Genomic DNA, 22,026 nt, shown 5'->3' with positions numbered 1-22,026 from the left:
ACTCCAAAGGATGGCTACAGGCCATCAAGATTACATTTGTTCCGGGATCAGCACTTCGTGGCATGTCTGCTGGAAGTGACTGAACTCAATGGAGTACCCCTGATCACTCTCAAGGGTACAACTGCCCAGGCACAGGTGTGATGGGTAACCTTGAGTATCTCTCTCAACGTTAAAACCAATCACGTCCCAACTGCCCGGGTTCAGAATTTGCAACAGTCTGGCAAAAATGGGCTGTGGATATTGCCCCAAGTCCAGATTGGTTTCAAAACTCACGTACGAGCTATTTTCCTGAGGTGTGATGTGGATCGTCATATAACGGTCACCACTGACCCCATTGACGGAATAGCCGAACGGCTCAAACAAAAAGTCATCAAATTCAAAGTCCGGCAGCAGCGACTCCAACTCGAGCAAGCGACGCACGCCCTCGGCGGTTTGCTTGTCACTTCTCAGGTAGTCGGCGGCCTCGCCCCGAATATGGTACATCAGCAACTCACTGGTCTTCTCCTCACCCAGGCCCTCACAGGGAGCATCGGTGCAGAACACATAGTGATGGTGTGAGTCCAGATGGCCTATACGATAGGCTTTTCCGGTCAGTTTTTCCCGCAATCTAAACAAATCTTCATCAAAGCTGCTCGACTGCAGGTGCGACAGATATTCATTCTTGCGCTGATAGCAAACAAAGCCCACTTTTTCGATACCGTACTGCTCGATAAAAGACAGCGCTGCATCTGCCAGTGTGGTGGTGCCACAGGTCAACATCAGGAACTCATCGTCCCATACAAACAGGCTGGATTCGCTGAGCAGGTATGCGTCACATTCATCATTACTGATGTGAGACAAAATCTCAGCATTGGCGCAGGCGACTATGTCCTGCCAGAAAGGTCTCCCGAGACTGCGCAGCGAGGGAGAGCCAGCAGCCACTTTGATTTCTACTTTTTTTTCAGAGCCTTCAAAAAACATTTTTATTATTGTCCTTAATATGGGCAGCCCTGAGGCTGCCCGCTACCAGGTTTTTTCGGCAATGCTCATCGGGTACAGAGCAGATGCCGTTTAGAACACAGCGATATCTTCCAGATAGGTGTAACCCTTCAGACCGGCTTCCAGCTCTTCAAGGATAGAAGCACGCTCGCCCTCTTCAATATGACGATTGACCAACTCTTCGTAGGTACGCATAAAGGAGATAGCATCCAGGTTCACATAGCGCAGTACGTCAGCAACGGTATCACCGGCCAGCACTGACTCTATGTTAGCTTTGCCTTCATCATCCAGACGCACCACAGCTGAGTTGGTGTCACCAAACAGGTTATGCAGGTCACCCAGGATCTCCTGGTAAGCACCGACCAGGAAGAAGCCCAGCAAGTATGGGCTGTCAGCGTGCCACGCAGGCACTGGCAGAGTTGTTTCAATACCCTGACCATCCACGTACTGATCGATGGCACCGTCTGAGTCACAGGTAATGTCCAGCATAACTGCACGGCGCTCAGGTGCCTTATCCAGACCACTCAGCGGCAGTACAGGGAACACCTGATCAATACCCCAGGCATCAGGCAGCGACTGGAACAGGGAGAAGTTCACAAAGAACTTGTCGGCCAGCTTCTCATTCAGCTCATCGATAATAGGTCTGTGATAACGGTTTTTGTTATTCATCAGGCCCTGCAGCTCGTGACACACACGCAGGTTGGTCTGCTCAGCCCAGGCGCGCTCAGTCAGGCTCAGCTGGCCCATGGCAAACAGCGCATGGGCTTCCGCCAGATCCTGCTGCACGTCGTGATAAATCTCGATTTGTGCACGGGAATCGACACGGCCTTTCAGATCCTGCCAGGACTGCCACATGTTTTGCAGCAGCTGTGGAGCCTCTTCAGCTGGCGGCTGAATGTCTTCCGGCTTATAGGCCTCTGTACCGATAACGTCAGAGATAAGTACCGCGTGATGTGCAGTCAGGTAGCGACCTGACTCGGAGATAATGCGCGGCATTGGCTGATCGTAAGCCACACACATTTCGCCCAGCACGCTCACAATGTTGTTGGCGTATTCGTTCAGACCATAGTTCATGGAACTGGAAGAGGAGCTGCGGGTACCGTCATAATCCACCGCCAGACCACCACCTACGTCGAAACAATCCACGTTGGCGCCCAGCTTACGCAGTTCACAGTAGAAACGTGCCGCTTCGCTTACACCCTGGCGAATATCGCGGATGTTGGCGATTTGAGAGCCCAGGTGGAAGTGCAGCAGCTGCAGAGATTGCAGCATGTTGGCTTCTTTCAGCTCATCGATAACACGCAGCACCTGAGCGGCAGACAGACCAAACTTGGACTTCTCACCACCGGACGCCTGCCACTTACCCTTGCCCTGGAATGCCAGACGGGTACGCAGACCCAGACGTGGAGTCACGCCCAGACGCTCAGCTTCGGCCAATACCAGCTTCAGCTCAGACATCTTCTCCAGCACTATGTAAACCTTGTGGCCCAGCTTTTCGCCGATCAATGCCAGACGGATATACTCGCTGTCTTTATAACCGTTACATACGATCACTGAGCTGGCTTTCTGAGCCATCGCCAGAACCGCCATCAGCTCAGGCTTACTGCCCGCTTCCAGACCCAGTTGTGGCACTTCTTTGGACTGTTGGGAAGCCAGGATCTCTTCCACTACGTTCTTCTGTTGGTTTACCTTGATCGGGTATACCAACAGGTAGTCTTTCTGATATTCGTACTTCTGGATTGCCTGGTTAAATGCCTGACACAGACTATTCACCCTGTGGTGCATAATCTGTGGGAAGCGAACCAATACCGGCAAAGATACACCGGCATTGACCATATCCTTGGCCAGCTCGTTCAATCCGACCTGATGTTCAGGATTGGCAGGATCCGGAGAGACAAATACCTCACCAGCGTCCGACACACCGTAAAAACCCTGACTCCAGTGAGTCACGTTGTAGCCGGTGCGAGCGTCGTCAATAGACCAATTATTCATTTATTCAGCCTTAAACAAGGAATTAAGCTGTCACAGTCATTGCTGACTTCACAGCCTGTTCAACAAAAGCCGGCAGGGCGAAACTCGCCTGATGAACTGCCGGAGTGTAGTAACGGGTCTGGATACCGCTGGCGTTAAAACGCTCAGTCAGCGTATCCAGACTTTGTTGACGGGCTTCCAGATTGTCTGTTGCCCAGGCAAAGGCCATGGCGCCACCAATATAGGTTGGCACTGCGGCCTGATAAAACGTCGTTTCCTTGACGTAAGAACTCATGCGACGCACTGTGTCCTGCAGCTCTTCCACCTGCATAAATGGCACACCATTTTGCGCCACAAAAATACCGCCCTCATTCAGGCAGCGCTTGCAACCTGCATAGAAGTCGGAGCTGAACAGCACCTCACCGGGACCAACCGGGTCGGTACAGTCAGAAATAATCACATCGAACTTTTTGTCGGTATTGGCGACAAACGCCATGCCGTCGTCGATAACCAGATCAACACGGGGATCATCATAGGCACCCTGTGAATGCTGAGGGAACCAGGTCTTACACATATCCACCACGGCGCCATCAATCTCAACCATGGTGATTTGTTCGATACTCTGATGCTTGATCACTTCACGCAGCATACCGCCGTCACCGCCGCCAATAATCAGCACTGACTTTACCTTGCCATGAGCCAGCACAGGCACATGGGTCAGCATCTCGTGATAAATAAATTCGTCTTGCTCAGTTGTCTGAATCGCGCCATTAAGCGCCATTACCCGGCCCAGGCGGGGGTTACTGAAGATGGTCAGATGCCACTGATCCGTTTTCTGTTCAAACAGCACTTCGTCCACTTCGAAGTACTGGCCATAACTGCTGTGCAGCGTCTCGTAATAAATGTGCTTGTTATGCATCCTGGGTCCAGACTTAGGGTAAAAATTTTTAAAATAAGTGTCTCCCAGACAACGTCATCAAAGACGCTCCGGGCAAAAGGAGTACACCGCCGACAAGGGTCTGCGGATCAGATGGGACTATTGGCCTCTTCGCGGCCGGAATTGATGCGAATTAACGTGAGATGCTTGCGATCGGTATTGTCAAAAAATACCGGTGCCAGGTGGTGGCGCAGACGCACTTTGATAAACAGTGCAGCAAGAACAGATTGGAACATGTGCTGAAAATCCTCAATATCACCGTGTAAATGTCGCTGTCATTTACACGGTTAATGCCTTGTGAACCATATGAACCTTAACTACTCACGTAATTTCCGAATGTTAGGCAGGTTTGCCCGAAAAAACGGCGCAATTATGTATCCTCAATCCCGCCGATTGCAAGAGTGAATTTAACGGATTTAATCATTTTTTTGCGCGTTGAGATTCATATGCCGCTCCCATCGCCAATCCTGTATTAAATTTCACTTATTCAATAGACAGTTAGCCATCCACAATCCAAATATGGCGAATGTTAACAAGCTGGTTGAGACCACGGTAAAACAGTCACTTGCCTGACCTATTATGTCGATGTTGAGCGGGAAATCATCCGACTCGGGAAAATCCGAGCATACGCTCCTTGATTGCCTTATAATTGCCGCCGATCCCAATCAATGTTTAGTAATCGGATAATTCATGATTCAAATCGGTAAAACCTACACGCTGGACGTGGTCAAACAGGTCAACTTCGGCTTCTATCTCAATGCTCACGAACTGGGTCAGGTATTGCTGCCCAACAAATTGGCACCAAAGGAGCTGGAAGTGGGTCAGCAGGTAGAAGTTTTCCTCTATCTGGATTCCGACGATATGGTGATTGCTACCACCCAGAAACCCAAAGCTCAGATTGGTGAGTTTGCCCTGTTGAAAATAGTGTCTGTGGGACGCATCGGTGCGTTTCTGGATTGGGGACTAGATAAAGACTTGCTGCTGCCGTTTGCTGAGCAGGTACGCCCTCCGGAAGAAGGCCGCGGCGTATTGGTGCATGTGTACACCAACCGCGCCGACGAGCGTATCGTGGCGTCAGCGAAAATTGATAAGTTTCTCGATAAAATCCCTGCCCATTATAAAGATGGTCAGCAGGTAGATATTATTATCGCCGGCACAACAGATCTGGGCTATAAGGCGATTATCAACAACCGCCACACAGGTGTGATTTATACCAACGAAGTATTTAAGCCGCTGAAGTATGGTCAGCGCCTTAAGGCTTACATTAAGCAGGTTCGCCACGATGGCAAAGTAGACCTGCAGTTGCAGCGTGGCTCAAAAGCGGAGCTGGATCAGTTCTCAACACTGATCCTGAGCAAGTTGCAAAAAGCCGGTGGTTTCCTGCCGCTTACAGACAAAACCGACGCTGATGTGATTTACCAGCAGCTGGGCATGAGTAAGAAAGCCTTTAAAAAGAGCATTGGTGGCCTGTACAAGCAAGGCAAGCTGACCATTGCCGACGATGGTTTACACCTGACTGAATAAGGCGAAAAACACTGCACTAAAGCACTCCAACGGAGTGCTTTTTTATTGCCCTGGTGGCGGCATGCACCGGAGTGTTAAAGCCGGGGCTTACATTTATCAGCACATAAACCTCTGCTTAATTCGCATTCAATTACACTTTTATCCTGAGATAATCAGCAGCTTGTCTATGGTCGGACCCAGGTAGCAGTGATATAACAGACTAAGGTATCCGCATAATGAGAAGTGAATATGCAATTGAACAGTATCGAAGGACGCATTATTGGCTGTCTGCTGGAAAAAGAAGTTACCACCCCAGAGCAGTATCCCCTTTCCCTTAATGCGCTGACCCAGGCCTGTAATCAGAAAACCAGCCGGGATCCAGTTATGGCGCTGTCCGAAGTGGACGTACAATCAGGGCTCGACAGCCTCAACAAGAAACGCCTGATCAGCGAGCAGTCCGGTTTTGGCAGTCGCGTCGTCAAGTACAAGCACAGATTCTGCAATACCGAGTTTTCAGACGTTCAGCTGAGCAAGGCCGAGTTTGCCATTGTTTGTCTCTTGCTGCTGCGTGGTCCTCAAACCCCGGGCGAACTGCGTACCCGAGCCGGTCGCCTGTATGAGTTTTCTGCCATCGAAGAGGTGGAAAAAGCCCTGAGTGCACTGGCCGGACGCGAAGAGCCAATAGTGAAAATTCTGCCCAGAGAGCCAGGGAAAAGAGAGAGCCGTTACACAGAACTCTTCAGTGAGGAGGCAGCGAACCTTCCGACTGGTGAGCTCCCGGTAGCTTCTGCTGAACCCGCGTCTCCGGCGCTGGCAGAGCGGGTTACCCAACTCGAGCTGGAAGTGACTGAGCTGAAAGCCCAGGTGGCTGAACTAAAAGCACTGCTTGAATAATTATAACAAGGATTATGAATGACAAACCAGACCATCATCCCGCGACCAGCCAGCCTCTGGCTTATCGCGCAATTTGAATTAAGAAAAGCCCTCAGCGGTACCCGTGGGCTGATCGGCCTGGGCGCCTTTATCCTCTGCTGGCTGGTGCTGCTGATTTACCCCATAGGCAGCGCGGCAAACTGGCTGTCTCAGCCGGGTTTTATCGATATGGTCCGGGCGTTTACCGAAGGCCAGGCCAATGAAATCCTCAGCTGGAAAGTCCCCGAAATGGCCATGTTCTGGGTACTGGCGCTGTATCTGTTCCCCCTGTCGGTATTAATGGTTTCAGCGGATATGTTTGCCACCGACAGACAACAGGGAACGTTAAGATTTCTGCTCCAGCGAGCCAGTCGGCACGAGATTTTCTGGGGACGCTTACTGGGCCACCTGATCCTGCAAACTCTGCTTATTGCGCTCGCCATTGCCGCAACCCTGTTAATGGCAATGCTCAGACAGGCTGATACCCTGGCGGCAGGGTTACAACAAGCCCTATGGGTGTTGCCTGCACTGGTTATTAACGCGCTGCCCTATCTGGCGTTAATGGCGCTGTTGTCTGTGGTTTGCCGCTCCTCAAGAATGAGCATACTTTGGGCCATCATCATATTGTTATTGGGCGGTCTGGTGATACAGCTGCTGACCTATAACTTGCCGATACTGTCGTTTATGACAGATATCATTCCCGGCAGTCAGCTGAGCGCTATGATCAACACCAAAGGGGCGGGAGTCCTGGGCCATATACTCATCCCTGTTATCCAATCTTTACTTCTGTTGGCCGCCGGCGCCATCATCTTCTGGAGGAAACGCCTGTGAGCCTGATTAAATGTGACCAAGTCAGCCTGAGTTATGGCAGCCATCGGGCGCTTGATTGTTTGAGCTTTACCGTGGAATCCGGCGGCCCTGTCGCTCTGGTCGGCCCCAACGGCGCCGGTAAGACCAGCCTGTTCAGCTGCCTGTGCGGTTACCAGCGCCCTGACTCGGGAAGCATCAGCGTGTTGGGTCATGCCCCCGGCTCTGCAGCATTGGCTGGCCGCTTGGCCGCCCTGCCCCAGGACGCCAAACTGGATGCCAGATTCAGCATCAAGGCTCAGCTAACCTACTTTGCCCGCCTGCAGGGAATGTCAGCCAAGCAGGCACAGACTGAAGCGATGCGAGTATTGGCTTTGGTGGATCTTGAAGGCATCGCAGACAAACAGCCTTCTGAGCTCAGCCACGGTATGAACAAGCGTGTCAGTATCGCCCAGGCTCTGCTCGGCAACCCTGAGTTGGTGTTGCTTGATGAACCTACCGCAGGCCTGGATCCCGCCAATACCAAAGCCATCAGGGAGTTAATTAAGAGTCTGAAAGATCAGACTCAGTTTATGATCAGCTCCCACAATCTGGATGAGCTGGAGAAACTTTGCAGTTCAGTACTCTATATCGACAAAGGCCAGCTGACTAAATCCATGGCGGTTGAGTCTGCTGATGCGGGCGTCAGTTACCTCACGCTTAAAATGATGAATGCCGACGATCAGACTCTGTTACCGGCACTGGAACGTCTGACCGGCGTCAGCAAGGTTGAGCAAACGGCTGCGGGTGAGTTTGTATTGCAGACACAACCCAGACAGGGGCATCAACTTGAGTCTGAGGTACTGCAACTGCTATCAGCTCACGGATGGCAGTATCGTATGTTGCTCAATGGCAGAACGCTGGAAGACTCACTCTTCTCTGCCTCGTCCTAGCAGGCAGTCGCCTCCGTATCACATGCCGGTTCTATTGCGACCGGCATTTTTATATTCCGGGCTCACGCGTAAGGGGAACTGTAAAAAAGAGATAATAAAGCTGTGGTACACGTGCCAATGTTAACCACATTGGACAGGCGTGAACTGAGGCTGGAGAAAAGGACGATTGGTATTGAAGCTCTGTGTCTGAACGCCAGACACAAAAAAGCTGCGATTAACGCAGCTTTTTAGTTTTTTACCTAAGCCCCTAAAGGCTAAAGCAAAAATTAACCGATTACGGTTACGTTCTCAGCCTGAGGACCTTTCTGACCTTGGGTCACAGTGAAAGATACTTTCTGACCTTCGTCCAGAGTCTTGAAACCGTCAGTCTGGATAGCGCGGAAGTGTACGAATACATCTGGGCCACCTGGCTGCTCGATGAATCCGAAACCTTTATCAGCGTTGAACCATTTAACGGTACCAGTTACTTGAGACATGATTGTCATCCTTTTAAATTAAAACACAAGCCATAAACGGCAGTGGAGCTGAAATTGCCGGTATTACTTATGTTAACAGGACGAAACTGGTCGTAATGAAGACATAATATAAGCCCAACTTTCAAGCCATACTGAATATAAACTATTCTCCAGCTAAGTCAACCTGGATAATTCCTATTGGAACTCTAATTTTCCTTTATTTTTTCTGGACTTTGTGAGTTTATCCGCGACTTGTACCAAAGTGACCAGCAATGTCGTTGAAAACCAACAAAATCCCTTTTGCAATTAACAATTTATTATCAGCTTGCGTCTAAATCATGGTTTTTGCGATGGACCTCAACAAAAAAGTCCAGTTCGCACTCCAGGCCTGTTTTTGCCAACTGCTGTTTTTCTGTGCTGGCAAATTTCCAGGCATAGGGCGTCATTTCCAGAAAATGCAAAACCATGTCACCTGGAGGCAAACACAAGACGGAAGTCAGGTTTTCCTGATGTACCGTCTCAAAGCCCTCCAAGGCTGTGTCTTTCACTTCATGAAATCTCGGTTCATCATAAATCATCTGCTTCAACGCATAATGATGAGTTTTTCCGGGAGACACGGTAATTAATGTGGCACCGGGTTTCAACACCCTCGCCATCTCTGCCGCTTTCGATGGTGCGTATATCCTCAGCATCAGGTCGAAGCTGGCATCAGCAAACGGCATATCATAGCTGGAGGCCACGCTGAAGCGGATATCCCGGTAGCGCTTGGCTGCATAACGCAGCGCGGCTCTGGAAATATCCAGACCATAAACGCTCAGCTCATTGCCGTCACTCGACAGCGCCTGCTGCAACCTTTGGGTGTAGTACCCTTCACCACAACCCAAATCCAAAACCTGGGTACTGTCCTTTGCAAATTCCTTTGCCAGTTCACCCACTCTTTGACTGAGAAACTCATAGTGCCCGGCGTCCAGAAAACTGCGTCTGGCCAACATCATCTCTTTATTGTCACCTGGGTCTTTGGACTTCTTCTTATTAACAGGCAACAGATTAATATAGCCCTCTTTGGCAAAATCAAACCTGTGTCCACTGGCGCACGCCAGACTTCTGTCAGCGTCAAACAGTTGGGAGCGGCATAAAGGGCAAATGTAGTTCATGGGAAATCAAGGCCAGCACGTTTGAAAAGCCGAATGATACACCAATCAGACTCGACTGGTTCAATCAGGGCTGCGGAAATGAGCAAATCTGCAGCAGGGCGATGAGATAAGCCCGGCAAGATAAGCTTTATCAGTGTTATTTCATGATATGCTTCGACTATCTATGGAGAAACTCTTGGCATGGGCTAATATCCTCAGCAAATTCAAGAGCCGAATGCGGATTGTCAATGCTGCCGCACTCATGCCACAGTACATCATCAATGCCGGCATTGTCGGCCAAGCTAAAACAAACAGCCAATAACACCAGATGACTAAATTCGCCGAGCCCACATTCTTTTGGCACGATTACGAAACCTTCGGTGCCAGCCCAGCCAAAGACCGGCCTTCACAATTCGCCGGGATCCGTACAGACGCAGATCTGAATATTATTGGAGAGGAAGAAACCTTTTATTGTCAGGTTGCGCCAGACTACCTGCCCTCACCTGAAGCCATTTTGATCACAGGTATCACTCCGCAACTGGCCAATATGAAAGGGATGCCGGAAAGTGAATTTATGGGCCGGATTAATGAGCTATTCAGCCAGCCCAATACCTGTGTTGTTGGCTATAACTCTCTGCGATTCGATGATGAAGTCAGCCGCTACGGTTTCTACCGTAACTTTATCGATCCCTATGCCCGTGAATGGAAAGATGGAAACTCCCGCTGGGATTTGATCGACCTGGTTCGTGCCTGTTATGCCCTGCGCCCGGAAGGTATCAACTGGCCAACCAAAGAAGATGGCACCCCCTCTTTTAAACTGGAGCACCTGACAGCAGCCAATGGACTGAGTCATGAGAAGGCTCACGACGCCATGTCCGATGTGTACGCCACTATCGCCATGGCTAAGTTGATTAAAGAAAAGCAGCCCAAGTTGTTTCAGTATTATTTTGGTCTGCGTCGTAAGCAGGAAGTGGCTAAGCACCTGGATGTATTGAATATGCAGCCTCTTTTGCATATCAGCAGTAAAGTAAGTGCAGCCAATGGTTGTGCCACTCTGATAGCTCCTGTCGCCCATCATCCCGACAACAAAAACGCCATTATTTGCGTCAACCTGGCGATGGACCTGTCCCCACTGTTTGAGCTGAACGTGGAGACGATTCGGGAGCGAATGTATACACCCCGCCGGGATTTGGCAGAGGATGAGTTGCCGATCCCGGTGAAGCAGGTTCATCTCAATAAATGTCCATTTGTTGCCACCGCCAAATCCCTTACCGATGAGAACGCAGGGCGTCTTGGGTTTGATAAAGATTTTGCCCGGGAGCAGTACAAGTTGTTAAAACAACATCCGGATATTCGCCAGAAACTGGTGGCATTGTTTGAAGAGGGTTATGAGTCAAAAGAGACCGACCCTGACTTTATGCTCTACTCAGGTGGATTCTTCAGTCATGCAGATAAAGCCAAAATGGATATTATCCGCAATACAGCACCTCAGAATCTGGCCGCGCTGGAGCTGCAATTTGATGACCCCCGTCTAAAGGAGATGTTGTTCAGGTTTAAAGCACGTAACTATCCGGAGACACTGGATTATCAGGAGTCAGTAAGGTGGCGTGAATTCTGTCAGCAACGTTTGTCTGCAGATCCAGACTATGTCATCAAACTGGAAAACCTGTTGGAAGAAACTGCACAGGACGAGCACAAACAAAAGCTGCTGCGAGCCCTTGTTCAATATTTGCAGTCGCTGTGATCAACTTTATTTGTTAGTAAGGAAAGGGAAATGCAAGACAGATTTGTTGCACGCATAACCCAGGTGCCAGAGATTCTGGCCACCCCGCTTATCCCTTTACTGGGTGCTTCTTTCTCCGGTCATATCAGCAAAGCTGAGCTGGAAAACCTGATAGCCGATTCAGGCATGGAAAGAAATGAACTGCTGCTGGCTCTACTGCCCATTGCCGCAGCGTTGGCCAATCCACCTATCAGTGATTTTTATGTGGGTGCTATCGCCATAGGTAGTTCAGGCGATCTCTATATGGGCGCCAATATGGAGCTTGCCGGTGAAGCCCTGGGGCAGGCGGTACATGCGGAGCAAAACGCCATCAGCCACGCCTGGCTGAAAGGTGAGGCAGGTATCGAAGATATCATTGTTAATGCCTCTCCCTGTGGGCACTGTCGCCAGTTTATCAATGAACTGGTGCAAGGTTCAGATATCCGTATCCACCTGCCGGGTCAGGCCACAGCCCCTTTGGCGCATTACCTGCCCTATGCGTTTGGTCCCAAAGATCTGAATATCACTGCCCCACTGCTTACGCCTCAGAGTATAGAGCTGGCACTGGAAACCGATGATCCCTTGCTGATTGAAGCCCTTGACCAGGCCAACCAAAGTTATGCCCCCTACAGCAGCAATCATGCTGCAGTTGCTATTGAAACTCACGATGGGCAGGTGTTTGTAGGGCGTTACGCCGAAAACGCGGCCTTTAATCCATCCATGATGCCTTTGCAGATGGCACTGGGCAGTTTGATGCGCCACAACCTTGGCTTCGACGCCATCGAGCGTGTGGTACTGCTTGAGTCCTCCGCCGGTAAAATCTCCCTGGCGAATGCCTCAGTTGCGGCGCTGGGCGCTGTCACCCAGGTTCAGCTTGAACATGTGGTCGCTGAGCCCTGCTGAGACCTGTAGTCACCCCGGTCACAAAAAAGGACAGCAGATGCTGTCCTTTTTTATGGCAAGTCACGGTATCAACCACGGTTCTTTTCCAGTCTGGTCATCAGGCTAGAGGTATCCCAGCGGTTGCCCCCCATTGACTGCACTTCGGCATAAAACTGATCCACAAGGGCAGCCAGGGGTAGGGTTGAGCCGTTACGTCGGGCTTCATCTAGGGCAATACCCAGATCTTTACGCATCCAGTCGATGGCGAAACCGAAGTCATACTCCCCGGCCCACATGGTCTGGTAGCGGTTTTCCATCTGCCAGCTTTGGGCCGCGCCCTTACTGATCACCTCTACCACCTTTTCACCATCAAGACCTGCGCTCCGGGCAAAGTGAAGGCCTTCAGACAAGCCCTGTACCACGCCGGCGATACAGATTTGATTCACCATCTTGGTCAACTGACCACTGCCCACCTCGCCCATCAACTCACAGCAACGGGCAAAGGCATCAATCACTGGCCTGGCGCGGTCAAAGATCTCTGGTTCACCGCCGACCATCACAGTCAGCACGCCATTTTCAGCCCCCGCCTGTCCTCCGGACACAGGTGCATCCAGAAAGTATGCGCCCTTGGCTTTAAGCGCAGTACTAAGCTCTCTGGCTACTTCTGCCGAGGTAGTGGTGTTATCTATCAAAATGGCATCAGCTGCGATGGAATCCATGATGCCCTGCTTTCCTGTCACGACCTGGCGCAGATCATCATCATTACCCACACAGGTAAAGATAAACTCAGCTCCCCGGGCGGCCTCTGCCGGTGTGGCCTGAAAGGTACCATCATACTCCTGCGCCCAACGCTCAGCTTTCGCCGTGGTGCGGTTATATACACTAACCTCGTGCCCTGCCAGCTTTAAGTGTCGCGCCATGGGATAGCCCATTACGCCAAGACCAATAAACGCTACCTTTGCCATAATATTCTCCGGGTACAGATGTGGCTTAAGGCCCCATCTCTATTGTTTTGATTATCAAAGTGCAGGCAGTTTAACACGGCCACAGAGGAAGTTAAGGCAGCTGGATATGACATTCTGACATAACAAAAAAGGTACCCTGAGGTACCTTTTAATGGTTTGGAATGGGATAGACTACTGCTTGATATGGGCTTCCATCTCGCTGGTAATCTTCTTGCGCATCTCCATCAGGCGAATCGCAGAATCACGTAACGCAATATCCTCCTGACTCTCAGGGATCCACTCAGGAACCTGAGTCGGCTGGCCATGATCATCGACCGCCACCATAATCACCACGCAATGGGTAGTCAGTTGACGTTGCTGATGCTTGGGGTCGCCGGCTCTGACATCAATACCAAGGTGCATCGAGGTTCGTCCTGTGTAGATCACCTTGGCACTCACCTCCACCAAACTGCCGACCTGAATAGGCTTAACAAAGCGAATACCACCTGCATAGGCAGTAATACAGTACTTGCCGCTCCAACCCGCCGCACAGGCGTAGGCTGCGAGGTCAATCCATTTCATCACGGCGCCGCCGTGTACCTTGCCGCCAAAATTCACATCAGCAGGCTCGGCCAGGAACCTCAGGGTAATTTCACGCTGCCTGTCAGTCATCATCGTTATTCCGCCATAAAAGGTCTTGCTTAGTATCACTATAGCTTAAGTCAGACAGACACAAGGGCACAGAGATAAATTAAGGTGCTGGTTTATCAGCGCATTTACTGAGCGTACCAGCACCTTTTCGGGAAAACACAGGAGAGATTGATAGAGTTTGAACCGATATCATCAACCCAGGTAGATAGCCAGACCACAGGTAATAAACACCAGAGGTAACGCCATACGCCATACCCAGACCTGTGCGCCACGGCTCACCATACGGCCACCTTTTGCCATGGTATATGCTACAAGGCCTGCGATGAACAGGCCAATATACTCAACCCCACTCCACAGTCCTTTGGCAGACGTCAGCTCAATGCCACTGATAAGCAATCCAAACCATACAAGAATGTACGCTGATACTGCCAGATAGAAGGTTAATGTGTCCGGGCTCAAATCCTCATGATATTGAGAGGTTTCGCCCCGTACAAAGTCAGTCAGATTGGCAGTCACCGCGCCAGTGGCGGTTGCCAGAGGCAAAAGAAGTAGATTGAGCATAATTGCAGCGTCCATTGAGAATAGTTAACGGCTTGCATTATTGGCAGCAATCCATCCTTAACCAAGCATTGTTAATAAAGGTTAACCCTTGATTAATTTGGAAAAGGACTACAGCCTGCCAGGCTCTTGGCCAAAGCGCTGCGAGATACACCCAGAGAGACAATTCGAGTCGCAAATCAGGCTCGAAAAAGCAGGTTCACCCAATAACCTGGTGATTGTCGGTTGAACTGACTAAAGCCGGAGATGAGACAAGCCTCACATCCGGAGTTCAGAAATAGCACACGGGGGCCGGACATTAAAAAAGCGCCATTGAGGCGCTTTTTATCGAGCGAATGTTGTCAGTCTTTCGACATCACACTTTCTTGAACAGCAAAGAGCCGTTGGTGCCACCAAAGCCGAAGGAGTTACACAGAGCATACTCCAGGCCTTTGGTTTGACGGGCAGTGTGAGGAACAAAGTCCAGGTCACAACCTTCATCCGGGTTATCCAGGTTGATGGTTGGTGGCACGGCCTGATCTTTCAACGCCAATACGGTGAAGATAGCTTCTACCGCACCGGCGGCACCCAGCAGGTGGCCTGTCATGGATTTGGTTGAACTGACCATCAGGTTATAAGCGTGGTCACCAAATACAGTTTTCATACCGGCGGCTTCGGCTTTATCACCCGCTGGCGTTGAGGTACCGTGAGCATTGATATAACCCACAGAATCTTTGGCAATACCGGCATCTTTAATGGCATTTTCCATCGCCAGTGCACCGCCGCTGCCATCAGCTGGAGGTGAAGTCATGTGGAAAGCATCACCACTCATACCGAAGCCAACCAGTTCACCATAGATGGTGGCACCACGGGCTTTGGCGTGCTCATACTCTTCCAGCACCATCACACCGGCACCGTCACCGATAACAAAACCATCACGGTCTTTATCCCATGGACGGCTGGCCTGCTCAGGAGAGTCATTACGGGTAGACAGAGCCTTGGCTGCAGAGAAGCCACCTACACCCATAGGGCTGGTCACATCTTCCGCACCACCGGCGACCATTACGTCTGCATCACCGTAAGCAATAGTACGGGCTGCAAAACCTATGTTGTGCACACCTGTGGTACAGGCCGTGGTCACCGCGAAGTTAGGGCCACGCAAACCGTACATAATAGACAGGTGACCAGCTACCATGTTGATAATGGTGCTTGGCACAAAGAATGGGGAGATCTTACGGGCACCACCATTGATATAAGCGCTGTGGTTTTGTTCAATCAACCACATACCGCCCATACCGGCACCAATTGCAGTACCTGCGCGGGTCAGGTCGAGCTTGTCCAGCTCCAGACCTGAATCGTTCAGCGCCTGCACGCCTGCGGCAATACCATACTGAATAAAGAGATCCATCTTACGGGCATCTTTTTTAGACAGGTACTGCTCAACATTGAAATCTTTTACAGAGCCGCTGATACGGGTACCAAACTCACTGGCATCAAACTTGGTGATAGGAGCGATACCACTTTTACCGTCCAGCAGGGCTTTCCAGGTAGAATCTACTGTGTTGCCAACCGGGGTCACCAAACCCAGGCCGGTAATCACGACACGACGTTTAGTCACTGTATTTACCTTCTTTCAAACTTTTCTGTTTCCCGGCGTCCCCCATTGGGATCAGGTCGAAACCTCGGCTTACCAGGAGCAACCACCGAACGTTACGGTGAATGGCACTAACAACAGAATACTCGCTTAAGCCTTAAACAAAAACAGGCGGCATATTGCCGCCTGTTTTCAGGAATTCTGATTACTGATTCTTGGAAACGTAATCGATCGCTGCCTGAACGGTAGTGATCTTTTCTGCTTCTTCATCAGGGATCTCAGTGTCAAACTCTTCTTCCAGAGCCATTACCAACTCAACAGTGTCCAGAGAATCGGCACCCAGATCGTCAACGAAAGAGGCCGCTGGCTTAACGTCTTCTTCTTTAACGCCCAGTTGCTCTACAATGATTTTCTTTACACGTTCTTCGATGTTGCTCATTAGTTTTCTTTCCTATTCAAATTACGCACTTGCGTAAGATTGCGAGTAGTTTATTCGATTTAGCTGACAATGCAAGTCCAGTTTTTGTGGTCTAACCACGAGCCTGATACTTGAATTGCCGCGGAATCTCCCACTCAAACGCGGCAAATTCCCTGCGTTTTGCCATTAAACCATATACATGCCGCCGTTCACATGCAAAGTTTCGCCTGTGATGTAAGCAGCTGTATCTGATGCCAAAAAGACAACCGCATTAGCGATTTCCTGAGCCTGCCCAAGGCGCTCCATTGGCACCTGAGACATGATGGCCTTCTGCTGATCTTCGGTCAGCTCGTCCGTCATGTCTGTCTGGATAAATCCAGGAGCAATAGCATTGACTGTAATTTGACGGGATGCAACCTCTTTAGCCAGAGATTTAGTGAATCCCACCAGTCCTGCTTTGGCTGAACAATAGTTTACCTGTCCTGGATTGCCCATGGAACCTACTACGGAACCAATATTGATAATGCGCCCAAAACGTTTCTTCATCATGCTGCGCATCACAGGCTTGGACAGGCGGAACAGTGAGGTCAGGTTGGTATCAATGATATCTGTCCACTCGTCATCTTTCATACGCATGAACAGGTTGTCTTTGGTGATACCTGCGTTGTTGACCAGAATATCCACATCACCAACACGCTCTTTGATATCCGCGTACATTTGCGCCACAGACTCACTGCTGGTGACGTTCAATACCAGACCAAAGCCGTTATCACCCAGGTATTCGCTGATGGCTGCGGCACCTTTTTCACTGGTGGCAGTGCCAATCACAGTAGCACCGGCTTCCACCAGGGTGGTGGCAATCGCTTTACCGATACCGCGACTTGCACCTGTTACCAGGGCAACCTTTCCGGACAGATCCAGAGAGATACTCATTTGATACTCCTTTATTCGGTCAATGCGGCTACCGATGCCACATCGTTGGCAGCCTTGGCAGTCAGGCTACGGTTAATTCGCTTGGCCAGACCGGTCAACACTTTACCCGGGCCAACCTCGACCAGCTGCTCGATACCTTCAGCAGCCATGGCTTCAACTGTCTCACTCCAGCGAACCGGACAGTACAGTTGACGTACCAATGCATCTTTGATGTCAGCGGCAGCAACTGGGCTGGCAACATCAACATTGTTGATCACTTTGATTTGTGGCTCGTTGAAGGCAACAGACTCCAGAGCTACCGCCAGTTTCTCAGCGGCAGGCTTCATCAGCGCACAGTGAGAAGGCACGCTGACCGGCAGAGCCACGGCCATTTTCGCGCCAGCCTCTTTACAGGCTGCAGCCGCACGCTCGACCGCGTCTTTGGCACCGGCAATCACCACCTGTCCGGGGCTGTTGAAGTTCACAGGGCTAACCACTTCGCCCTGAGCGGCTTCTTCGCACACTTTGGCGATAGCGTCGTTGTCCAGACCGATAATAGCGAACATGGCGCCGGTTCCGGCAGGCACAGCCTGTTGCATCAACTGACCGCGAAGTTCAACCAGCTTCACCGCATCTTTAAAATCAATCACTCCGGCGCAGACCAGTGCAGAGTATTCACCCAGGCTGTGTCCGGCCATCACTGCAGGAGCAGCTTTGCCACTGGCCTGATACACACGCCAGATGGCAACACTGGCAGTCAGCAGCGCAGGCTGGGTCTTGTCTGTCTCATTCAGCTTCTCGGCAGGACCATCCTGCACCAAAGCCCACAGGTCATAACCCAAAGCGTCGCTGGCTTCGGCGAAAGTTGCCTGCACGACTTCATGCTCAGCAGCCAGATCGGCCAACATGCCAACGGCCTGGGAACCCTGCCCAGGGAAAACAAATGCGGTCTTTTCCATATAATTCACCTTCAGGATGTGCCAGCAAAACACTGGCACCTAAGTTCAGTGATCAGGACCGGAGCACTCCGGCCCTCAGTTATTCTTATAGTGATCCGAGTTTAGAAACGGACCAGGGCGCTGCCCCAGGCAAAACCTGCTCCAAACGCCTCCAGCAACAGCAACTGACCACGCTGGATACGGCCGTCACGAACAGCCTCATCCAAAGCGATAGGCACTGAGGCTGCAGAGGTGTTGCCGTGCTTGGCTAAAGTGACGACCACTTTATCCATGCTCATGCTCAGCTTTTTGGCTGTCGCAGCGATAATGCGGTAGTTGGCCTGGTGAGGAACCAACCAGTCAATGTCGCTCTTATCGATTTCATTAAGGCGCAATGTTTCAGTGACCACGTGGGACAACTGGGTCACAGCTACCTTGAATACATCATTACCTTTCATGGTGATGAAATTATTGACGTCTTCTTTATCGAAGCCGCGGGAAGGCATTGGGCACTTAAGCAGATCGGCATAACGGCCGTCAGCATAGATATGGGTATTAAGGATGCCCGGCTCTTCACTGGCACCAACCACTGCAGCACCGGCGCCATCACCGAACAGAATCACTGTGGTTCTGTCTTCCGGCTGGCAGAAGCGTGACAATACGTCAGCACCTATCACCAGCACTTTTCCTGCTGCACCTGTTTTAACGAACTGGTCAGCAATAGAAAGTGCATAAACAAAGCCGGAACAGGCAGCCGCCACATCAAATGCGGGAATAGTCTTTACACCCAGCTTGGCCTGAATTTCACAGGCAGCGGCAGGAAATGCGTTGTCAGCACTGGTGGTGCCCACAATAATCATATCCAGTTCGCTGGCCTCAAGGCCTGCCATTTCCAGAGCTTTTACAGCAGCTTCATAGCCCATGGTGGAGACGGATTCTTCACTGCCTGCAATACGACGTTCAGAGATCCCGGTACGCTCAATAATCCACTGGTCACTGGTTTCCACCATCTTTTCCAGATCCTGATTACTGCGCACCTGCGCCGGCAAATAGCTGCCGGTACCAAGAATTTTTGTATACATAAGGAGAAATCAGCTGTTTATATCTAAAAGAATCGACTCTAAACGATCTTTTATCATTTCAGGGAGTCGACGTTGTGCCTCAGTTACCGCAAGACATATAGCTTGCAGGTAAGCTTCCTGATCGGCATTACCATGGCTCTTGACGACTATTCCGCGCAATCCTATCAGACTTGCACCGTTATACTGGTCGGGGTTCATCTGGCTGAGAACTTTTTGAATTCTCGGCGCTATTAGTCTGGCGAGGAAACGTACAAGAAAGCCTTCTGTCAGTCCCTTTTTTAATTGATGTACCAGAAGTCTGGCAATCCCTTCGGATGTTTTCAGCGTGATATTACCCACAAAGCCGTCACAGACAATCACATCGACATTGCCTGTGTAAATTTCGTCGCCTTCGATATAACCGACGTAATTCAGTTGTGGGGTATCCTGGAGATATTGAGCCGCCTGCTGCACATTATCATTGCCCTTAATTTCTTCATTACCCACATTCAGCAGGGAAACTCGGGGGCGTTCCCGTTTTTCAACGGTTTCAAACAGCACAGAGCCCATCACTGCAAACTGAAACAGAGCTTCAGCATCGCAGGTCACGTTGGCGCCCAAATCCAGTAAGTAGGCAGGATTTCCTTTTGATGTCGGCAAACTGCTAACCAACGCCGGACGATCTACGCCGGGCAAGGTTTTCAACAGCACTTTGGCCAACGCCATCAGGGCCCCTGTATTACCGGCACTGACACAGGCATCAGCTTTACCATCACGAACGGCTTCAATCGCCAGGCGCATGGAGCTTTGCTTGTAACGTCTCAGAGCGTGAATAGGGCGATCGTTCATCTGCACCATCTCTGTGGTGTGAACTATCTCTATGCGGGATATTTGGCTGGTATCAGCCAATTGCAGCAAAGGCTCTATTTTGGTCTTGTCGCCGACCAAAATGATATTGAGGTTGGGTTGAATTGTCAGTGCCTGCAAGGCTGCAGGCACTGTGACATGGGGGCCGTGGTCGCCACCCATTACATCCAACGCGAGCGTCAGATTTGTCATAAGCTAAGCAACAATTACTTGTTGATTACCTTTTTACCACGGTAGAAGCCATCAGCAGTCACGTTGTGACGCAGATGCAGTTCACCGCTGGTAGCGTCTACAGACAACTGAGCAGTGCTCAGTGCGTCGTGTGAACGGCGCATACCACGCTTAGAACGAGATTTTTTATTCTGTTGTACAGCCATTTGACCTGTCTCCTAGATTACTTGCTCTTCAGTTTTTCTAACACTGCAAACGGATTTGGACGCTCCTCTTGAGTGAGGTCAATTTCGCCTACAACCACATCTTTGCTGCCCTGATTGCAATCCTCATCGTCATGCATAGGGATCAAAGGTATGGCCAAAATCAACTCATCTTCGATAAGTTGGTGCAGACGGATTTCACCGATTTCATTGCACTCAATAGGGTCATACGCATCCGGGAGCTCATCGATTTCTGCCTGAGTCCTGCAAGGACTGTAGCAAAAGTCGACCGTAACCTCAGTGGTAAAGTGTGTCATGCAACGTTGACATAGCAGAGTGAGCTCCGTCACAGCCTTCCCTTTCAGGTAGACTATCCCCTGTAGATCAACACCACATTCCAGTGACACAGTCACATCGGAACAGTCGCCGGCACATAACTCGTTTAATCGCTTAAGCTGCTTACCTGGTACTACACCCTCATAAGAAGAGCGAGACTGGGCAGCACGCGCAGGATCAATTGAGACCGGTATCTTTACTGTTTGCATAAGGCGCGCATATTATAGTTTGAAAACGTCGGAGTCAAAGAAAAAATTCCGCCTTAGTTCGCATTACTGCGCTTTGGGGCATTAGCCCGCCGACCCCAGGATAGGCGGACGCGAAATTTTACCCAAGCCCCCGCATCCAGACAAGCACCACAAGTACAAAATAAGAGCGCTTACGGTGCCTTCAGCAATGAATTTACGCCACTCTGGCATCCGGGTAAACCAGCCTTGCGTAAATCGCTGCAATGATCGCACAATTGCAGCCAATTTTCACAACAGCTCATCAATCATGTCTACAACACCAAAAATTATCCTGGCCTCTACTTCAAGCTTTCGCAAAGCGCTGTTGGAGAAGCTGCATCTTCCTTTTATTACCGCGTCTCCTGAAACCGATGAAACGCCGCTGGATAATGAGACCGCTGAATCACTGGTATTGAGACTGGCTAAAGCCAAAGCCCTTGCCGTCGCCGACAATCAGTCCGGCATTATTATTGGCTCAGATCAGGTCGCAGTGGTGGACGGCAAGATTATCGGTAAGCCGTTAAGCCGCGACAAAGCAATTGAGCAACTTAAATCCCAAAGCGGTAAAACCATCACCTTTTATACCGGGCTTGCGGTATTTGATACAGCCAGCCAGCAAATGCAAGCGGAAGTTGAACCATTCCATGTGACGTTCAGGAAGTTAACCCAGGCTGAAATTGAAGCTTATGTCGACGCCGAAGAACCCTGGTACTGCGCCGGCAGCTTTAAAAGCGAAGGACTGGGTATTACCCTGTTCGACAAACTGCAAGGGCGGGATCCCAATACCCTGATTGGCCTGCCATTAATCCTGCTTTGTGAACACCTGAGGAAACTGGGCCTTCAGCTTCCCGCCTAGCCAGGTTTCAACTTGTATGAAACAGGAATAAAAAAGCCC

Annotated in this window: 24 protein-coding genes; 7 read left to right on the top strand and 17 right to left on the bottom strand. The window is 50.5% G+C overall.

Features of this window, described 5'->3' with window-relative positions; genetic code table 11:
- Window positions 1-30 precede the first annotated feature (30 nt).
- The 4 genes from L2725_RS13375 to L2725_RS13360 form a co-directional block, all read right to left on the bottom strand.
- Window positions 31-960, bottom strand: coding sequence for an S-adenosylmethionine decarboxylase proenzyme (locus tag L2725_RS13375; protein WP_249249422.1), 930 nt, complete (start codon window positions 958-960; stop codon window positions 31-33).
- 90 nt (window positions 961-1,050) lie between these two features.
- A complete protein-coding gene (gene speA, locus L2725_RS13370) occupies window positions 1,051-2,970 on the bottom strand; it encodes a biosynthetic arginine decarboxylase (protein WP_249249421.1) in 1,920 nt (639 codons plus the stop codon).
- Window positions 2,971-2,992: 22 nt separating this feature from the next.
- On the bottom strand, window positions 2,993-3,868 hold the full coding sequence (gene speE / locus L2725_RS13365; RefSeq protein ID WP_249249420.1) for a polyamine aminopropyltransferase: 876 nt from the start codon (window positions 3,866-3,868) through the stop codon (window positions 2,993-2,995).
- Window positions 3,869-3,975: 107 nt separating this feature from the next.
- On the bottom strand, window positions 3,976-4,122 hold the full coding sequence (locus L2725_RS13360) for a hypothetical protein (RefSeq protein ID WP_205407348.1): 147 nt from the start codon (window positions 4,120-4,122) through the stop codon (window positions 3,976-3,978).
- A gap of 454 nt (window positions 4,123-4,576) precedes the next feature.
- On the opposite strand from L2725_RS13360, the gene L2725_RS13355 reads away from it, so the two are divergent.
- From L2725_RS13355 to L2725_RS13340, 4 genes are all read left to right on the top strand, one after another.
- Window positions 4,577-5,410 (top strand): CvfB family protein, encoded by an 834-nt coding sequence (locus tag L2725_RS13355; RefSeq protein WP_249249419.1) that lies wholly within the window; start codon window positions 4,577-4,579, stop codon window positions 5,408-5,410.
- 228 nt (window positions 5,411-5,638) lie between these two features.
- On the top strand, window positions 5,639-6,283 hold the full coding sequence (locus L2725_RS13350; protein ID WP_248937087.1) for a YceH family protein: 645 nt from the start codon (window positions 5,639-5,641) through the stop codon (window positions 6,281-6,283).
- Between the two features lie 18 nt (window positions 6,284-6,301).
- Entirely contained in the window at window positions 6,302-7,132 is an 831-nt protein-coding gene (locus tag L2725_RS13345) for an ABC transporter permease (protein ID WP_249249418.1), read from the top strand.
- Window positions 7,129-8,040, top strand: a complete 912-nt coding sequence (locus L2725_RS13340) for an ABC transporter ATP-binding protein (protein ID WP_249249417.1) — start codon at window positions 7,129-7,131, stop codon at window positions 8,038-8,040. The genes L2725_RS13345 and L2725_RS13340 overlap by 4 nt, the downstream gene beginning before the upstream one ends.
- A 266-nt stretch (window positions 8,041-8,306) precedes the next feature.
- On the opposite strand, the gene L2725_RS13335 is transcribed toward L2725_RS13340, so the two are convergent.
- Both L2725_RS13335 and rlmA read right to left on the bottom strand, forming a co-directional pair.
- Window positions 8,307-8,516 carry a cold-shock protein gene (locus L2725_RS13335; protein WP_115137691.1) on the bottom strand — a complete coding sequence of 70 codons (210 nt, stop codon included), beginning with the start codon at window positions 8,514-8,516 and terminating at the stop codon, window positions 8,307-8,309.
- 299 nt (window positions 8,517-8,815) lie between these two features.
- Window positions 8,816-9,649, bottom strand: a complete 834-nt coding sequence (gene rlmA / locus L2725_RS13330) for a 23S rRNA (guanine(745)-N(1))-methyltransferase (RefSeq protein WP_249249416.1) — start codon at window positions 9,647-9,649, stop codon at window positions 8,816-8,818.
- 307 nt (window positions 9,650-9,956) lie between these two features.
- On the opposite strand from rlmA, the gene sbcB reads away from it, so the two are divergent.
- Complete coding sequence (gene sbcB, locus L2725_RS13325) at window positions 9,957-11,372, top strand: exodeoxyribonuclease I (protein ID WP_249249415.1); 1,416 nt, start codon at window positions 9,957-9,959, stop codon at window positions 11,370-11,372.
- A gap of 30 nt (window positions 11,373-11,402) precedes the next feature.
- Window positions 11,403-12,293, top strand: a complete 891-nt coding sequence (cdd, locus tag L2725_RS13320; protein WP_249249414.1) for a cytidine deaminase — start codon at window positions 11,403-11,405, stop codon at window positions 12,291-12,293.
- 68 nt (window positions 12,294-12,361) lie between these two features.
- Here cdd and L2725_RS13315 read toward each other — a convergent pair whose 3' ends face one another.
- From L2725_RS13315 to yceD, 11 genes are all read right to left on the bottom strand, one after another.
- Window positions 12,362-13,237 carry an NAD(P)-dependent oxidoreductase gene (locus L2725_RS13315; protein ID WP_249249413.1) on the bottom strand — a complete coding sequence of 292 codons (876 nt, stop codon included), beginning with the start codon at window positions 13,235-13,237 and terminating at the stop codon, window positions 12,362-12,364.
- A 171-nt stretch (window positions 13,238-13,408) separates the two neighbouring features.
- On the bottom strand, window positions 13,409-13,888 hold the full coding sequence (locus tag L2725_RS13310; RefSeq protein WP_248937251.1) for an acyl-CoA thioesterase: 480 nt from the start codon (window positions 13,886-13,888) through the stop codon (window positions 13,409-13,411).
- Between the two features lie 171 nt (window positions 13,889-14,059).
- Complete coding sequence (locus L2725_RS13305) at window positions 14,060-14,428, bottom strand: hypothetical protein (protein WP_248937080.1); 369 nt, start codon at window positions 14,426-14,428, stop codon at window positions 14,060-14,062.
- A 352-nt stretch (window positions 14,429-14,780) separates the two neighbouring features.
- Complete coding sequence (gene fabF, locus L2725_RS13300) at window positions 14,781-16,022, bottom strand: beta-ketoacyl-ACP synthase II (protein WP_249249412.1); 1,242 nt, start codon at window positions 16,020-16,022, stop codon at window positions 14,781-14,783.
- 181 nt (window positions 16,023-16,203) lie between these two features.
- The gene (acpP, locus tag L2725_RS13295; RefSeq protein WP_006081231.1) at window positions 16,204-16,437 is read right to left on the bottom strand and encodes an acyl carrier protein; all 234 of its coding nucleotides are present in this window, start codon (window positions 16,435-16,437) and stop codon (window positions 16,204-16,206) included.
- A 165-nt stretch (window positions 16,438-16,602) separates the two neighbouring features.
- A complete protein-coding gene (fabG, locus tag L2725_RS13290) occupies window positions 16,603-17,349 on the bottom strand; it encodes a 3-oxoacyl-ACP reductase FabG (RefSeq protein WP_115137684.1) in 747 nt (248 codons plus the stop codon).
- 11 nt (window positions 17,350-17,360) lie between these two features.
- Complete coding sequence (gene fabD, locus L2725_RS13285) at window positions 17,361-18,287, bottom strand: ACP S-malonyltransferase (RefSeq protein WP_249249411.1); 927 nt, start codon at window positions 18,285-18,287, stop codon at window positions 17,361-17,363.
- 101 nt (window positions 18,288-18,388) lie between these two features.
- Complete coding sequence (locus L2725_RS13280) at window positions 18,389-19,348, bottom strand: beta-ketoacyl-ACP synthase III (protein ID WP_115137682.1); 960 nt, start codon at window positions 19,346-19,348, stop codon at window positions 18,389-18,391.
- Window positions 19,349-19,357: 9 nt separating this feature from the next.
- Complete coding sequence (gene plsX, locus L2725_RS13275; protein WP_249249410.1) at window positions 19,358-20,386, bottom strand: phosphate acyltransferase PlsX; 1,029 nt, start codon at window positions 20,384-20,386, stop codon at window positions 19,358-19,360.
- A 14-nt stretch (window positions 20,387-20,400) separates the two neighbouring features.
- Complete coding sequence (gene rpmF / locus L2725_RS13270) at window positions 20,401-20,571, bottom strand: 50S ribosomal protein L32 (protein WP_011496728.1); 171 nt, start codon at window positions 20,569-20,571, stop codon at window positions 20,401-20,403.
- A gap of 17 nt (window positions 20,572-20,588) precedes the next feature.
- Complete coding sequence (gene yceD, locus L2725_RS13265; protein WP_115137680.1) at window positions 20,589-21,113, bottom strand: 23S rRNA accumulation protein YceD; 525 nt, start codon at window positions 21,111-21,113, stop codon at window positions 20,589-20,591.
- A gap of 286 nt (window positions 21,114-21,399) precedes the next feature.
- Between yceD and L2725_RS13260 the strand changes: the two genes are divergently transcribed.
- On the top strand, window positions 21,400-21,987 hold the full coding sequence (locus tag L2725_RS13260) for a Maf family protein (RefSeq protein ID WP_249249409.1): 588 nt from the start codon (window positions 21,400-21,402) through the stop codon (window positions 21,985-21,987).
- Window positions 21,988-22,026: the final 39 nt, after the last annotated feature.

Source organism: Shewanella corallii (genome assembly GCF_023349125.1).
GTDB lineage: Bacteria > Pseudomonadota > Gammaproteobacteria > Enterobacterales > Shewanellaceae > Shewanella > Shewanella corallii.
This window is presented reverse-complemented; position numbering and strand designations above follow the sequence as displayed.

Coding starts and splice junctions, on each gene's coding strand:
- cdd (WP_249249414.1), top strand. CDS start 11,403: ATGCAAGACAGATTTGTTGCACGCATAACCCAGGTGCCAGAGATTCTG.
- rpmF (WP_011496728.1), bottom strand. CDS start 20,571: ATGGCTGTACAACAGAATAAAAAATCTCGTTCTAAGCGTGGTATGCGC.
- L2725_RS13310 (WP_248937251.1), bottom strand. CDS start 13,888: ATGACTGACAGGCAGCGTGAAATTACCCTGAGGTTCCTGGCCGAGCCT.
- yceD (WP_115137680.1), bottom strand. CDS start 21,113: ATGCAAACAGTAAAGATACCGGTCTCAATTGATCCTGCGCGTGCTGCC.
- acpP (WP_006081231.1), bottom strand. CDS start 16,437: ATGAGCAACATCGAAGAACGTGTAAAGAAAATCATTGTAGAGCAACTG.
- L2725_RS13360 (WP_205407348.1), bottom strand. CDS start 4,122: ATGTTCCAATCTGTTCTTGCTGCACTGTTTATCAAAGTGCGTCTGCGC.
- L2725_RS13345 (WP_249249418.1), top strand. CDS start 6,302: ATGACAAACCAGACCATCATCCCGCGACCAGCCAGCCTCTGGCTTATC.
- L2725_RS13305 (WP_248937080.1), bottom strand. CDS start 14,428: ATGCTCAATCTACTTCTTTTGCCTCTGGCAACCGCCACTGGCGCGGTG.
- rlmA (WP_249249416.1), bottom strand. CDS start 9,649: ATGAACTACATTTGCCCTTTATGCCGCTCCCAACTGTTTGACGCTGAC.
- L2725_RS13280 (WP_115137682.1), bottom strand. CDS start 19,348: ATGTATACAAAAATTCTTGGTACCGGCAGCTATTTGCCGGCGCAGGTG.
- plsX (WP_249249410.1), bottom strand. CDS start 20,386: ATGACAAATCTGACGCTCGCGTTGGATGTAATGGGTGGCGACCACGGC.
- L2725_RS13350 (WP_248937087.1), top strand. CDS start 5,639: ATGCAATTGAACAGTATCGAAGGACGCATTATTGGCTGTCTGCTGGAA.
- speE (WP_249249420.1), bottom strand. CDS start 3,868: ATGCATAACAAGCACATTTATTACGAGACGCTGCACAGCAGTTATGGC.
- L2725_RS13315 (WP_249249413.1), bottom strand. CDS start 13,237: ATGGCAAAGGTAGCGTTTATTGGTCTTGGCGTAATGGGCTATCCCATG.
- L2725_RS13375 (WP_249249422.1), bottom strand. CDS start 960: ATGTTTTTTGAAGGCTCTGAAAAAAAAGTAGAAATCAAAGTGGCTGCT.
- L2725_RS13260 (WP_249249409.1), top strand. CDS start 21,400: ATGTCTACAACACCAAAAATTATCCTGGCCTCTACTTCAAGCTTTCGC.
- fabG (WP_115137684.1), bottom strand. CDS start 17,349: ATGAGTATCTCTCTGGATCTGTCCGGAAAGGTTGCCCTGGTAACAGGT.
- speA (WP_249249421.1), bottom strand. CDS start 2,970: ATGAATAATTGGTCTATTGACGACGCTCGCACCGGCTACAACGTGACT.
- sbcB (WP_249249415.1), top strand. CDS start 9,957: ATGACTAAATTCGCCGAGCCCACATTCTTTTGGCACGATTACGAAACC.
- fabD (WP_249249411.1), bottom strand. CDS start 18,287: ATGGAAAAGACCGCATTTGTTTTCCCTGGGCAGGGTTCCCAGGCCGTT.
- L2725_RS13335 (WP_115137691.1), bottom strand. CDS start 8,516: ATGTCTCAAGTAACTGGTACCGTTAAATGGTTCAACGCTGATAAAGGT.
- L2725_RS13355 (WP_249249419.1), top strand. CDS start 4,577: ATGATTCAAATCGGTAAAACCTACACGCTGGACGTGGTCAAACAGGTC.